The sequence below is a fragment of the bacterium 336/3 genome (assembly GCA_001281695.1).
Taxonomy (GTDB): domain Bacteria; phylum Bacteroidota; class Bacteroidia; order Cytophagales; family Thermonemataceae; genus Raineya.
In genome coordinates, this window is the sequence record LJIE01000001.1 from 1,481,005 (window position 1) to 1,497,842 (window position 16,838).

The following is a 16,838-nucleotide window of genomic DNA, read 5'->3' on the forward strand; positions in this document are numbered from 1 at the left end:
TTATTGTTTTACACTTAAGGCATATGAACTATATTACTATGCAAAAACTGTGGAAATACAGTTTAATACTATTCTTATTTCCACTATTAGCCTCAAAGGCTGCTGTACCTGTCTTACAGTCAACAAATCCTACAAACTTGGCTAGTGGAGTAGCAATCAATACTACAGTTTCTTTCACTTTTGATATCAATATCAGCAAAGGAACAGGAAATATTACACTTACACCCTCTCCTTCTGGGGCAGCTATTGTTGTTGATGTAAATTCAGTATCTGTTACAATTACAGGAGGTAATAAAATATTGAATATTACTGGTTTAACAATGTTGCAAAACCGTACTTATGAAGTTACAATGCCTTCAGGAGTGGTTCTAGAACAAGGAGGAGCCAATGATCCTTTTGGAGGAATTGCATCAAGTATATATAGTTTTACCACAGTTGCTCCTGCTCCTACTCTTTCCAGTCGTACACCAACACATAATGCTACAAATATAGCTACCACAAGCAACTTAACACTAACATTTGATATGCCTGTAGCAAAAGGTACAGGTAATATTGAAGTACAAGCTATTACTCCTGCTGGTACTACCCAAAATATAGATGTAACAGGAACTAATGTAACTGTTGCAAGTAATGTAGTAACAATAGCTAATGCTGGTTTTACATTGAATAGTGGTACTTTATATGAGGTTCGTATTCCTAATACGGCTTTTGTAGCCTCTGGAGGTGCTACAAGTCCAGCTTTTGCAGGAATAACAGCTTCCAATTGGCGATTTATTACACAAGGAATAGCACCAGTATTAGCTTCTACATCACCTGCTCATAATGCAACCAATGTTTTAACTACAGCTACTTTAACATTGAATTTTGATATTAATGTAAAAAAAGGCTCTTCAGGAAATATTACCATTACACCTATTACACCTGCTGGAGCAGCAACAGTAAAAGCTATCACCTCTGGAGATATAACAATAGCTGGAAATGTAGTTACTGTAGCAAGTTTGGGGCTGTCAGCCAATACACTCTATGAAGTAACTATTGATGCAGGAGCTATTCTAGCAGATAATCCATCTTCAGAACCTTATGGAGGCTTAACAACTGGGCTATGGCGATTTGCAACAACAGGAAATATTCAGGTAACAGCCCCTAGTTTGACAGATATATGTAGAGATAACAAAAGCTTTAAGTCATTGGGGGATATTGTAATAGATGAAAGGTCTGTTGACAATTTTATTGCTGGTGCAGGACAGTTATTAATACTTAATATGCCTACTAACTTTGAGTTAAATCCAGGAGTGGGTAGTGTAAGTGCTACAGGTGGTTCAGATATAACTATCAATTCGTTTTTTATTTCTAATACTAAAATATTTATCATATATAGTATTACAGGTACATCCAATATTAATGAAATAACAATCTCAGGATTACAAGTAAAAGCAAATACCACAGCTACTACAGGAAATATTACAAGAGATGTGGCAAGTACTGCACAAATGGATGGCTTGGCAGGTGTTTCTTCTTTTGCCAGTCTTATAAGTGTAGCTTTACCAAGTGTTCCTGCCTTAACTGCTGGAGCTGATACAGATTATTGTGTAGGAGATAATCTTGCTACAGCCATATTAACAATCAATAATCCTTTAAGTTTCATACACAAATGGTACAGTGATGCATCCTTAACAACATTAGTTTTTACAGGAAATAGTGCGTCTATTGGAACCAATTTAGGGGTAAGTAGTATAGTGGCAGGCTCTCATAATTTCTATATAGTAAGAGAAAGCCCTACAACATCATGTCAGAGTACACCTCTTTTGGTAACCATAAATATTTCTGCAAGTCCTACAATAGGAGTATCCAGCAATGATGCAGATAATGAAATATGTAGATTTGAGACAATAGAAGTGACATTCTTTGGTACAGCATCCTCTTATACAGTAACTATAGATGGCTTGCCTGTTACTACACAAGGTACAGTTACTACTATTCCTGGTGGGGTGAAGTTTACGTCCAATAATACACTTACAGCAAATACTTATAATGTAGAAGCTACAGGTACTTTAAATGGTTGTACAGCAACAACTTCACTAAGCTTTACTGTAAAACCTTTACCATCTGTAACTTATATATCTCCAAGAAGTACTTTTGGAGTTGCTGAATCACCATATCTACTGACAGGAGGTTCTGGAATACCAGCAGGAGGTTCTGGTGTATATTCTGGAACTGGTGTAAATACTGCTGCAAGTACCTTTAACCCCACAACAGCAGGCATAGGTACCCATATTATTACTTATACTTATACAGCACCTAATGGTTGTACCAACAGCACAACCCAAACATTTTTTGTTACTTCTGGTACTCTACCTATTATAGGTATAGATCCTGTTGAGTGTACATCTGGAGGTGGTTTTATTGGTCCTTTAGTTCCAAGTACAAGTTTATATACAGGTGGACCTGTCAATCCTAATCCTGGTTTAGACTTAGGCTCGCCTTGTTCATTTCCTTGTGTAGGTGGAAATAGAGATTATTATATTACTACAAGAAATCGGAGTCTATCTACTATTGTTGAATTTTCAGGAGGTAATTTTAGAATCAATTTGGCACAAGTACATGCCTTTAGTGGAGGTTTTTATCCATACTCATTTGAATTAGAAATGGGCGGATGTGCTTTATCTGGAGGGTGTCATACACAATTGGTTACAATTAATAGACAACCAGAAATAGATCAAGTACAATACAATTTAAATGGAGGTCCAACGCAAACATGGTTGCCTTTTGATGTAGGTAATCCTGCTACAGTTCCTGCTTTTTGTAAAGATGGAGGGAATTTGCAAGTTAGTCCAAGTATATTAGCTGGCACAGGCTCTGGCTCAGGCTCTTTTTCCTATCAATTACGTGTGGTTGCAGGTACTTATGCTCCAGCATCTAATGTGATTAACTTATCTACTCTTACTGCGGGCAATGCTTATGAAGTACAAATTACCTATAACGATGCTAATACTTGTAATTATGTAGTAACACGTAGATTCCGTATCTATCAAGATCCAACACTTGTAACTACATATAATACAGGTACAAGATTATGTGCCAATGCTACAGTATTTGATATGAATACTTCTGCTACCTCAGACCCTACGGGGGCTTATAGTCAAACAAGAGGACAGTTTTCTATTTGGAATTCAACAGCTACTAATTTGCTATATATAAATCCTTTGGGTGTAAACTTATTTTCTGTGAATTTCCTAAGTGCTGGTACGTATGTGTTGCGTTATACTTATGAAAGTGCTGTTGGTTGTAATGTTTCTTCTGATCAAACATTTACAGTGAACACCTTACCAACACCAACGTTTACATTTAATGCTGGTGCTGGACAATGTGCAAATGTGGGAACAATTGCTGTTACAACAAATCCTGCAATGAGTGCAACAGGTAGAATGTATATGAGAAAAGTAGGTAATCCATCTTTTGTTTCACAACCTTTTAATTCAAGTTCAATTCTTTTACCAATATTTACATTGAGAGTAGGTTCTTACGATGTGTATTATGAATATACTGATGGAAATGGTTGTACAGCAAATTCACCCATTCAAACCTTTACAGTTTATCCTTTACCTGCCTTAGATTTTACACTTACAGGCGGAATAGGAGCTGGTAATAATGAGTATTGTAGAGATGCAGGAGACATAACACTTATTCCCAGCCGTAGTAATGGTTCTTTGACAAGTGCTAATGGTTATTTCAGATTTATAAAGACAACAGCACCATCTAATGGTACCATTATTGATTTACCTAATGGAGACAACACTGTAAATATTGCTACTGATTTATTTGCTGTGGCAGGTGTGGGTACATACGATGTAGCTTATTATTATACAGATGAGAATGGTTGTATTAATAATTCTTTGGGTAAAACATTGATTGTAAATCCTATTCCAACACCTGATTTTACAGGTTTACTAGCTGGATATTGCGAAGATTTAATTTCGTTTACATTAAATCCACTTGTCAATGGAAGTGCTCCTGCAACACCTACCAATGGACGTTTTGGTATTAGACAAACATTACCTGTAGCTGGTACAGAATTTTTCTTAGCCAATGGAGTAAATGATATTCCTGTGAGAGGAACAGGTCCTCTTCCTGTACTTACAGCAGGTACTTATGAAATAAGATATTTATATACAAATGCTTCTGGTTGTACAGCAAGTAGTGTTGTAAGAACTTTTATTGTAAGACCTTTACCTAGCTTAAGCTTTACAATGCCAAGTTCAGCATGCCAAGATGCTGGAAATATTACTTTAACACCTACTCCTACAGGTGGCAGTTTTACCTTTACTAAAGGAGCATTCTCTCTTGCATTGGCAAATGGAGATGTGAATGTTAATGTAAATACAGAACTATTTGCCAATGCAGGTTTAGGAAATTACTCTGTGACTTACACTTATACAGATGCTAATGGTTGTTCTAATACTTCAGTGGCTCAAACATTGACAATAAATGCACTACCTACTCCTGATTTTGTTGGTCTAGGAACAAGTTATTGTGTGAGTAATGCAGATGTTGTTTTAACTCCTTTACCAGCAATAGGTGGTACATTTAGAATCAGAAGAACGCTTCCTACTGTAACTAGTTTTGAAACATTTAGTGGAGTATTCAAACCTTCAGCACCTCTTCCAAGTAGTCCTTTGCCTGGTTTACCAACCTTAGTTGATAGAAACAGTAAAGCAGGAACATACGAAATTACTTATACTTACACAGATGGTAATGGTTGTATTAATACGTCTGTTGCAAAAACAGTAATCGTCAATACATTGCCAGATGTAGATTTTGTATTTCAAGGAGGGGTAAGCACTTATTGTATAGATGCTACCAATGTAAGTATGACTCCTAGTAGAGCAAATGGGGTGCTTACACCTGCTAATGGTTTTTTCACAATTGGCAGAACATTACCTACTTTTAATTTGGTATTAGCAAATGGTGTAAATAGTTTTAATCCAGCTACTCAATTAACCCCTGGTGTAGGTACCTATAATGTAACCTATACTTATACAGATGCTAATGGTTGTACAAACATTTCACCAGTTGGAACACTTACAATAGTTCCGTTGCCTACACCAAGTGTTACGGGTTTTAGCCCTAGTTATTGTGTAGATGCTAGTGCTTTTGCACTGACACCTCTACCAACAACAGGTGGTACATTTAGAATCAGAAGAGTAAGTCCTTCAATAACAGCATTTGAAATCTTTAGTGGAACATTTAATCCTTCCGCTCCATTACCAAGTGATCCTCTTCCTGGTTTGCCTACCTTAGCTGATAGAAATAGTAAAGCTGGGATTTATGAAGTAACATATACTTACTCTGATGGTAATGGCTGTACAAATACTTCTAGTGCTATACAAATAATAGTAACACCTTTACCAGATGTAAACTTCTCGTTTAATGCTGGCACAAATGCATATTGTGAAGATGTAACTTCTGTTACCCTGACACCTAATAGAGCAAATGGAAGTATAGTTCCTGCAAATGGGTTCTTTCGTATAACAAGAACTGCACCTGCTTTTACACTAAATTTGGTAGCGGGAGATAATAATTTCAATCCTTCAACAGAACTGTTGCCAGCACCTAATAGAGCAGGTACATACCAAATAACTTATACTTATACAGATGAAAATGGTTGTATAAATACATCACCATCTCAAAACTTAATTATCAATGCTTTACCTAATTTAAGTATTACAGGGTTTGCTTCTAATTATTGTATAAGTGATGCAGATGTAACAATTACAGGGTTAAATAATTTAGTATCTGTTACAGGAGGGCAGTTCAGAATAAGAAGAACATTACCTGCTGTTTCTGCTACTTCTTTTGAAAATTTATCAGGAGCATTATTTAGACCTTCAGCACCTCTTCCAAGCAGTCCATTGGGTAGTAATCCTACTTTAACAGATAGAAATAGCAAAGCAGGAACATACGAAATTACCTACACTTATACAGATGGTAATGGTTGTACAAATACTTCTGCTCCAATTACAATTGTAGTAAATCCTTTGCCAGTAGTTACATTCTTATTCCCTAATTCAGATAAAGATAATTATTGTCAAGACCAAGGAGTAATATCATTGATACCTCAATTGGATGGAGGAACAGGTGTTATTACACCAATAAGAGGATTCTTTACAATTACTAAAACAACAACACCTACTTTAAATCTTGTTTTAGCAAATGGAGATAATACAGTGGATATTACAACAGAATTATTTGCTGTAGGGGGTATAGGAAGTTATGATATTATTTACACTTATATTGATCCTATCACAAATTGCCAAAATATATCACCTAGCCGTACATTAATTATAAATCCTTTACCTGTATTAACTTTTGAATATCCAAAGCCAGATGGTATAAATGAAGATAATACATACTGCGAAAATGCAACTGTATTAACTTTAGACCCAATTTGGGTAAATTCAGGAGGAAGACCCTTTATACCTTCTAGTGGGTTCTTTAGATTTACAATAGGAACATTTACATACAATGCACCAGCAGGAATCAATGTTATTAATCCTAGTATTAATCTTGTACAAGGAGGTGGAAGTTATGGAATTTATCAAGTAACATATCATTATACAGATGCAAATGGTTGTACAAGTGTCTCACCAGCTCGTGAACTAAGAATATATCCTTTACCACGAATAGGTTCTAGTTTGCCTCCAGTAGCTTTTAGTTATACCAATGCTTGTTTGGGAGATGTAACACAATTTTCTGCAAATATAACCTTACCTACAATTGATGCTAATGATGGTATTACTGAAATTAAGTGGGAATATGGAGATGGTACAGTTGAAACGTATGTTGGGCCAACACTATCACAAGGCTATAATGTAAGCCATACATATAGTATAGCTATTACATATCAAGCTAAATTAACAGTATCTACTATACAAGGATGTAGTAGTACATTCATTAGAAATGTTAGAATTGGAGCTATTCCAGTTGCAGGATTTAACCCATCTCGTTTCTGTCAAGGAGATATGGTTCAATTTATTAGTACATCAACAATAGCCCCTACGGATAGTATTGCAAGAGTAATTTGGCGTTTTGGAGATGGTGTTTCACAAGTTATAGACATCTATTCAACAAATCCAGCGTTGTCTCCAAATACGGAATATCAATATTCTGCTCCTGGAGAGTATGAGGCAGAATTGACAACTATTTCTACTTTAGGATGTACTAATACAATTAAAAAGCAAATATTTATATTTCCTAATGTTACAGTAACACCAACAACTCCATATAACGAAAATTTTGAGGCATCAAGTGGAGGATGGTTACCTAATGGCGTAACAGGAGGTGTATCTAAGCTGTATAGTTGGACCCACAGACCTACAAATGGAGTAAAAATGCCTTTGAGTAACTCCTCAAGAGCATGGGTAGCCAGAATGGCAGATAGTACAAAATACATGAATAATGAGCAGTCGTATGTAGAGAGTCCTTGTTTTAATATATCTACTTTACAAAGACCAATGCTACAAATGAGGATATTTTATGATACTGACCAAGGTGGTGATGGAGCTGTAGTACAAGTAAGTAAAGATGATGGTATTACATGGAATATTTTAGGTTCTGTTGGTGAAGGAGTAGAATGGTATAATACAAGTGGTATAGCAGGTTTACCTGGTGGACAAGGACTGAAAGGTTGGTCTGGTCGAACTATGAATAATTGGGTATATGCTCGTTATCCATTGGATATATACAGAGGAGAATCTAAATTACGTTTCAGAGTTGCATTTGGTTCTAATGCTGATAACGTTACGCCTGCACCATTTGATGGGTTTGCTTTTGATGAAGTATTTATTGGAGAAAGAAATAGAAAAGTATTGATTGAGCATTTTACAAACTCATCTGATGCAACATCAAATTCTGAAAATGAAGCTGTTAATAATTTTTCAGGTGTTGTAAATGGAGAGGCAGTACACATTCAATACCATACTTCATTCCCTGGAACAGACCCTATGAATGCAGATAATACAGCAGACCCAAGTGCTAGAGCTTTGTATTATGGTGTTACACAAGTACCTCGTACAAGTTTGGATGGAACTCTAAGAAACAATCCATCACAATTTTCTGTTTGGGGGCAAGCAGCTTATAATCAAAGAGTTTTATTGCAGTCACCATTTGATATTAAGGTAACCTATCCAACAAACCCAGCTGAATTATTGAATGTTTCTGCAGAAATCAATGCTTTGAGTAGAGTGGATAGCTCATTGATTGTACAAATAGTAGTTGTAGAAAAAGAAATAGATGGTAGTGCATTTACAGGTGTAAATTTAGGAAGTCTTAAATTTAAAAATGTTGTGAAAAGAATGCTTCCTGACGCAGCAGGAACAAGGGTTAATCAGGTATGGATACCACCAGCAAGAGTTGTTGTTAATCAATCTTGGAATCCTGTGAATGTTTATGATAAAAATAAGTTAGGAATTGTTGTTTATTTACAGAATGAAATTAATAAACAAGTTTATCAATCATTTTACAGTGATGTGAGTACAAGACCATCAGGTATAACGTCTTTGCCTAATAATTTGGTTCAGAACTTTACACTCTATCCAAACCCTACTAAAGATAAAATTATCGTAGGTTTTGAGGGCGTTACAGCTACTGAAAACTATCAAATATATATCTATGACCAATTGGGTAGAATGTGCAAAGAAGCAACATTACAATCTGGAAATCAAGGGGTAGTAGTAAATGTAGAAAACCTTGCAGATGGAATGTATGTGTTGAAATTACAAAATTCACAAGGTGATATGATAACTCGTAAGTTTTCAATAGTAAAATAATTTTGAATATCATAAAATATCTAAAAGGGGATAAGAAACTATCCCCTTTTTTTATTTGTTTTGTATATAATCAAATACTTAAATTCTATGAGATATATTAGTGTGTTAGCGTTTTTGTTTTGTACATGGTTTTTGGGATATGGACAAAAAGTGTATTATTTTAAGATAGAAGAAACGATTGATAAGCATACACAAATTCAAACTGATTCTGCTTTGGCTAAAGCTACTCGCCTCAAAGCAGATTATATTATTATTGAAATCAATACACCTGGAGGAGATTTAAGTGCTTCAATGGCTATTAATCAGTTATTATTAGATTATCCAAAGCCTACAATAGCTTTTATTAATAACAATGCTTATTCAGGAGGGGCAATGATAGCTCTGGCTTGTGATAGTATTTATATGGCCGATGGAGGAAGTATGGGTGCTGTAACACCCATTGATGGACAAACTGGCAAATATGCTTCTGAAAAAATAAGATCAGCAGTACGTGGGAAAATGAGAGCTACAGCCGAAAAAAACGGACGCAACCCTGATATAGCAGAAGCTATGGTAGATGAAACCCATGAACACGATTCAGTGGCTACACCAGGAAAAATAGTGGTTTATACTCCCAAAGAAGCCATCAAAAATAAATATTGTGAAGGTAATTTGAACTCTGTGGATGAGATTTTGGCAAAATACAAAATGTCCAATGCTCAAGTTTATCGTTATGAGCCATCTTTTGTAGAAAAAGTTATTTCATTTTTTGTGAATCCTGCTGTAAGTAGCATTTTGATACTACTCATTATTGGAGGAATTTATTTTGAGCTTCAGAGCCCTGGAATAGGTTTTCCTTTGTTTGTAGCCATTGTTGGCTTGGTATTATACTTTGTTCCTTATTATATTAGAGGAATGGCTGAAAACTGGGAGTTACTTTTGTTTTTGGGAGGTTTAGGGCTTGTTGCAGTTGAACTTCTACTTTTCCCAGGTATAAAAGTTGCAATTATTACAGGATTGATAATTATATTTGTAGCTCTTGGACTCATGATGGTTGGAAATGTAGGTTTCAGTATGGAGGGTGTGAGCAAAGCAGCACTTGTAAGTGCTTTGATAGCAACTAGTATAGGACTTTTTGGCTCTTTTGGTGTAATTGTAGCATTAGCTCCTAAACTAGCTACAAGTAAAAAATTTAGTCATGTAACTTTACAAACTTCACAAGATTCTAAGCAAGGATACACAGCTTCACAAACACCCTTGATGATAGGTAGAATTGGAGAAAGCTATACAGTTTTACGACCTTCGGGTAAAGTGTATATTGATGGTCAGGTTTTTGATGCTTTTACACAAGGTGATTTTCTTGAAAAAAACACACACATTGTTGTGATTGGACAAGAGGGGGCAGAGTTGATTGTAAAACCAATAGAAACAAAACAATCTTAAAAAAATGTAGTTATTATTTTATAGAAACAATATATATTATGGAAATACCTGATTTAAAAGAAAAAGTATTAGACGCTATCAAAACAGTTTATGACCCAGAAATACCTGTTGATGTTTGGGAGTTGGGACTTATTTATGATTTAAAAATATTTCCTATAAACAATGTGTATATACAAATGACTTTGACTTCGCCCAATTGCCCTTCTGCGGAACAATTACCACAAGAAGTAAAAGACAAAATAAAAGCAATAGAAGGGGTAAATGATGTGGAGTTAGAACTTACTTTCGACCCGCCTTATACTACCGAAATGATGAGCGAAGTAGCTAAATTAGAACTGGGCTTTATGTAAAACATAAAGCCTTTTTTGATACAAATAATTTTAGAATATTTCTAAATATAAAATCTAAATAACATTTTAAAGACTCTTGCGTTTTAGTGTTATAACATTTAATAAAACAAAAAATATGTGGAAAATTGTAACATCATTGCTTTTTTTATCTCATTTATTACAAGCTCAAGTAATAAAAGGAAAAGTAGTGGATAAAGGAACAAAGCAAACAGTAGGCTTTGCAAATGTATTTCTGTATAAAGCTGATAATACAGAAAAAGCTGTTGGAGGGGCTGTAACAGAAGAAAATGGTAGTTTTGTAATACCAAATGTGGTAATGGGTAGCTATTTAGTAAAAATACAAATGATTGGCTACAAAAATGTAACTCAAAGTATAGAAGTAGCATCGGCAGATGTAGATATGGGAGTAATGGCAATGGCTGGAGAAACAGAATCTATAGAAAAAGTGGAGATTGTAGCTCAAAAAGACCTTATCAAAACAGATATAGGGACAAGAACTTATAATGTTAGTCAAGACTTGATTAATAGAGGTGGTACAGCTCTTGATGTGATGCAAAATATTCCGTCTGTACAAGTAGATGAAAATAATAATGTAACACTAAGAGGCTCAAGTAATTTAACAATTTTGATAAATGGAAAACAATCTGGACTGATGGGGAGTAACCCACAGGCAGTTTTTCAGAGAATACCAGCAAGTTCTATTGAACGCATAGAAGTAATTAATAATCCTTCAGCAAAATATGATGCTCAAGCCAGTGGAGGAATTATCAATATTGTTCTTAAAACACAGTCTGATGAAGGTTTTGGTGGAAATATTGGTTTCAATGGAGGTAATTTTGATAGATATAATTCTAATCTTGATTTTAATTATAAAAAAGGGAAATTGAATGTATTTGGAAGCATAAATGGTAACCAAGATACAAGAATCTCAAATGTTACTGTATTTAGAAAAAGTTTTATTGAAAATACAACACCCATCATAGACCAAAGAAGAACAATCAATCGTTTAGGGCAGAATTTTACGGGTAGTTTCGGTTTAGAATTTGCTCCCAATCAGAAAAATATCTTCAGTTTGGAAATGAATCTGGGAGGAGGGCGTAACAATTCTGATGAAATTCTCAATAACTTTAATAGAAATGCAGATAACAGCTTAATAAGTGAATTTGTCAGACTTTCTGATGAACAAGGACGTTCTTTTAATCAGAACTATGCTTTTGGTTATACAAGAAAATTTGCTAAACCAAGGCAAGAACTGAAAATCTCAGCTTCTTTGGCTAAATCTGAAGACAATACAGATTTGAATTCAAATCAAGGCACAGATATTTTACAAAGAACATCTGAAGACAATGGAAACCAAATGATTATTTTACAAGCTGATTATACACACCCACTTAAAGATGGCTGGAGAGTAGAAACTGGCTATAAAAGTATTTTCAGACAGGTAAATAATGAATTTCTTTTAGATGATTGGACAAATAATATTTGGACAAACAATACCAATTTCTCCAATGACTTTCGTTTTGATGAAAAGGTATTGGGTGCTTATGGAATTTTGTTCGGAAAATATAAAAAAATAGAATTTGAAGCTGGGTTGCGTGTAGAGCAAACCTTTATGAGTTCGGAGCTTATCAATACGCAAGAAAAATTTAATTTTGATTATTTGAATGCTTTCCCTAATGGAGCAATTTCGTACAGTTTGCCCAAAGACCAACAAATAAAAATGACTTATGGCAGACGTATCAATCGTCCAGGGTTTAGACAATTAAATCCTTTTGCAAATTTCTCTAACCCACTTACATTGCGTTCAGGAAACCCATTCTTGCGTCCTGAATATACAAATTCTTATGAGGTAGGCTATTTAAAAGATTGGAAAAAGGCTTCTCTTACAAGTTCTGTATTTTATAGAGGAACAACAGATGTAATTCAGCCTATTATTAGACAATTATCAGGAGATACCACTCTATTTGCTCCGCAAAATGTGGCAACATCAGATAATTATGGTTTAGAAATGATAGCAAGCTACAGAGTAGGCAAATGGCTGACACTCAATGGGGATTTCTCTGTTTTTAGAATGGTTGTCAATGCTCAAAATGTAGATGACCAAGCTCTCAACGATATGATTTCTTGGAATACCCGCTTGAATGCTATTTTTAACTTACCTAAAAGTTTTAGAATTCAAACCATGATATTTTATAGAGCTCCTGTTGCTACGGCTCAGGGTACTCGTAAAGATATGATTATGAATAGTATAGGACTTTCTAAAATAGTTTTAAAAAATAGAGGAACTTTGAATTTTCGAGTAAGTGATGTAGGAAAAAATATGCGTTTTGGTGGAACAGTTAATACACCTAACTTATATAATGATTTTACATTTAGAGGTAATACTCGTACTTATATGGCCGGTTTTAGTTATCGTTTTGGTGGGGAAATAAAAGGTAAAAAAGGTAAAGGCAGAAGAGATATGCAAGGTGGCGATTTTGATGGAGGGGATTTCTAAAAAATATATTCAAATTACTTAAAAGCCTGCTCAAAGCAGGCTTTTTTTATGATAAACGAAGTGATAGATTGCTTCGTTGCACTCATAATGACGGAAGGATTGCATCATTATGAGTGAACGAAATGAGGTCCCAAAGGCTCGGCGTAGCTAATCTCTTTAGATTCGCTATGCTCGCAGTTCGCAATGACGAAGGGAACAAAAAAAGCCTACCCAATTGGGTAGGCTTTCATCATTATAGTTGAAGGGTATTTAGCTTACTTTATAGTTTCTAATTCTTTTTCTTCATGGTTTTCTACCAATGTTTCTGTATGATTATCAGTATTCTTTTTGAATCTTTTTAAAAGTTTTTCTTTAAAAGATTGAGAAACTAAATACATGGCAGGTACAAGAATAAGGGTAAGTAATGTTGCAAATGCCAATCCGAAAATCATAGTCCAAGAAAGAGGACCCCAGAAGGCAACACTATCACCACCAAAGAATAAATGAGGATTTCCTTCAGAAAACAGTTTGGCAAAGTCAATGTTTAAACCTACTGCTAAAGGAATAAGACCCAAAATAGTAGCTGTTGCTGTAAGCAATACAGGTGTCATCCTTTCTCTACCAGCCTCAATAATAGCTTCTTTCATGGGTAAGCCTCTTTCACGAAGAATATCTGTAAATTCTACCAATAAAATACCATTACGAACCACAATACCTGCAAGAGCTACAATACCAATACCTGTCATGATGATGGACACTGTCATACCTGTGATAGCCAAGCCCAACATCACCCCAATGATACTAAAGATAATTTGAATAAGAATAATAGCTGTTTTGGTAAGTGAATTGAATTGAAGAATGAGAATTACTAAAATCAAACCCAAAGCTATTAAACCAGCAAGCCCTAAGAAACTGGAAGTTTCTTTTTGTTGCTCTTGTTCGCCTCCCATAACAATGGTTACATTTTCTGGAACGTCAAATTTATCTTTGAAAACACTAATTTGGTCTTCTACTTCTTTTACAACTTGGCTGGGGTCATAACCTGATAAAATATTTGAACCAATGGTAATGATTTTCTTCTGATTTTTACGCTTAATTCCTCCAAAAGTGTTATCATACTTCAAATCTGCAACAGCTGAAACAGGTACTTGGCGTAATACGCCACCTTTCGCCATATCTCTAAAAGTGATTTTATGGGTAATCAAGGCTGCTAGATTGTCTCTTTGGTCTTTTCTGTAACGAAGCATAATAGGATATTCATCTTCACCTTCTTTGAGTTTAGAAAGCTCTTTCCCCAAAACAGCAGTACTAATTTCACCACCAATTTGTCCTGTAAATAGACCCTCTCTGTTAGCTCTTTCTCTATCAATAACTACACGTAACTGTGGTTTATCTCTTTGAATATCAGACTGTAACTTTTCAACACCTGCAATTTGTTGATTTTCCAAGAACTTTTGAAGTGAATCTCCAACAATGACAAGTTCATCCAAATTTTCACCCATAATTTCTACAGCAATGGGTTTTCCTGTTGGAGGTCCTCCTTTTTCTTGGTCCACTACAATCTTGATGGTATGAGGTATATCCAATTTCGCCATATCATCACGGATTTTATTCATATAATCTCGTGTAGATTGTCCATTACGTTGTGCAAATTCTACAAATGCTACCTGAATTTTACCTTTGTGAGGTGTTGGGCTTCTATCATTTTGGTCTTCACTTGCACCAATTGTTACATTACTGATAACAGATGAAACCAAAGGGTTGTTCTTGCCATTGGGGTAAATGATATTATTTACACGCTTCTCCAAAACTTTCATCACGGAGTCTGTATAAGTTTGGTCTGTACCAATAGGCAAAGAAGCATACACATACACGAAATTAGGGTCTGCTTGTGGGAAAAACTCCACAGCAGGTTTACGAATACCAATCAAAATAACACTGAAAATAAACAAACCAATTCCTCCTACAAACAACATGGCAGGTCTTAAGCCTTTGAGAAGCCAAGTAAGCAAACGCTTATAAGCATCTTGTACAGCAGGCCAAGTTTTGTTTTGGAAATTGTAAATAACTTTTGTTAAAACATATTTATTTAGTAAAAAGAAAGCAAAAAGAGTCAATGTAAAATTACCCATGCCCACAGAGCCTGCTGCATAAAAAATAAGAGCTAAAAACAGGAATATAACACCTACTGTAATTGTTCCTTTGTTTCGTTGGTAAAAAGTACCTTCTTTTTTCTTCGTATGGTCATCATGAGGCTTCATAAAATCAACAGCAAATACAGGGTTGATGATATAAGCAATGATAAGCGAAGCAACCAACGTAACAATCAGTGTTACAGGTAAAAAGTACATGAATTTTCCAATAATACCAGGCCAGAAAGCAAGTGGAATAAAAGGAGCTAAGGTAGTAGCTGTACCCGAAAGAACAGGTAAAAACACTTCACCAGCAGCAGTTTTAGCAGCTTGTTTGATAGGCACTTTACCATTATCAAAAATACGGTGTGTATTTTCAATAACGACAATGGCATCATCTACCACAATACCTAATGCGAGTAAAAAAGCAAAAAGTACAATGAAATTAAGTGTAAAACCTATACTTGGGAAAACCAAAAAGGCTAATGCTACAGATAAAGGTACAGACATTGCCACAAAAATAGCATTGGTTACACCCATGAAAAACATTAAAATAATAGTAACAAGTACAAAACCAATGATGATGGTGTTTATTAAGTCGTGTAGTGTGATACGAGTATTTTTAGATTGATCACCAGTGAAATCTACTGCCAATGCTGAAGGTAATTTACCTTCTGTTTGAAGCATCTTAGTTAAGTCTTTTATTTTATCTGATGCAGAAATAAGATTTTCTCCACCTTTCTTGATAATATTAAGCGTAACAACAGCCTTATTATTCATTCTTGCAAAGCTTTCTTGCTCTTTGAAGCCATCTTTGATTTCAGCTATATCTTTGAGATACACATTTCCACCTGAGGCACTACTAATAACCATTTTTTGGAGGGCATCAATATCTTTAAATTCTCCTGAAATGCTTACAGAACGGCGAACTGCATCTAATTGAATTACACCACCAGGGATGGTGACGTTTTCTGCACCCACAGCTCGCTCAATATCTCCAAAAGAAATATTGGCAGCTTCCATTTTAAATTTATCAATATTGATTTGAATTTCTCTGTCCAATGCTCCCACAATATCTACACGTCTGATTTCAGAGAAACCTTCAATTTTTTCTTCCAACAATTCTGCATATTTCTTGAGCTTATCTAAAGGGTAGTCTCCTGAAATATTGACATACATAATTGGAAACTCCGAAAAATCGACCTCTTGAACTAGAGGTTCTTTACGCAAAGTACTATTGGGTAATTTGGGTTTAGCTTTATCTACAGCATCTTTTACACGCTGTTTAGCAATTTCTGTAGTAACACTGGTGTTGAATTCTACCATTACAGCCGAAAAGTTTTCTACAGAAGTAGATGTTACCTTTTTAATATCTTTTACAGATTTCAATTCATCTTCAATAGGCTTAGAAATAAGGTTTTCTACATCCTTTGGTGATGCTCCAATATAAGTAGTTTGTACATAAATAGTAGGGACTACAATATCAGGAAATTGTTCTTTGGGCAATTTATCGTAAGAATATAAGCCAGCAAGTAATAAAAATACAGTAATTACATAAACCACAGTTTTATTATTAATTGCCCAACTTGAGGCGAAAAATTCTTTCATTTTATGACTCATAACTATAAGAGGT

4 protein-coding genes and 1 pseudogene are annotated in these 16,838 nt (G+C 35.0%); 4 read left to right on the forward strand and 1 reads right to left on the reverse strand.

Annotation, left to right across the window (positions count from 1 at the left end; translation table 11 throughout):
* Positions 1-23 precede the first annotated feature (23 nt).
* From AD998_07025 to AD998_07040, 4 genes are all read left to right on the forward strand, one after another.
* A complete protein-coding gene (locus AD998_07025) occupies positions 24-8,825 on the forward strand; it encodes a hypothetical protein (GenBank protein KOY85928.1) in 8,802 nt (2,933 codons plus the stop codon).
* 87 nt (positions 8,826-8,912) lie between these two features.
* Positions 8,913-10,247, forward strand: coding sequence for a hypothetical protein (locus AD998_07030; GenBank protein KOY85929.1), 1,335 nt, complete (start codon positions 8,913-8,915; stop codon positions 10,245-10,247).
* Between the two features lie 38 nt (positions 10,248-10,285).
* Positions 10,286-10,597, forward strand: coding sequence for a FeS assembly SUF system protein (locus AD998_07035; GenBank protein ID KOY85930.1), 312 nt, complete (start codon positions 10,286-10,288; stop codon positions 10,595-10,597).
* 115 nt (positions 10,598-10,712) lie between these two features.
* The gene (locus AD998_07040) at positions 10,713-13,094 is read left to right on the forward strand and encodes a hypothetical protein (protein KOY85931.1); all 2,382 of its coding nucleotides are present in this window, start codon (positions 10,713-10,715) and stop codon (positions 13,092-13,094) included.
* Positions 13,095-13,429: 335 nt separating this feature from the next.
* Here the strand turns inward: AD998_07040 and AD998_07045 are convergent.
* Positions 13,430-16,825, reverse strand: a pseudogene (locus AD998_07045) (copper transporter).
* Positions 16,826-16,838: the final 13 nt, after the last annotated feature.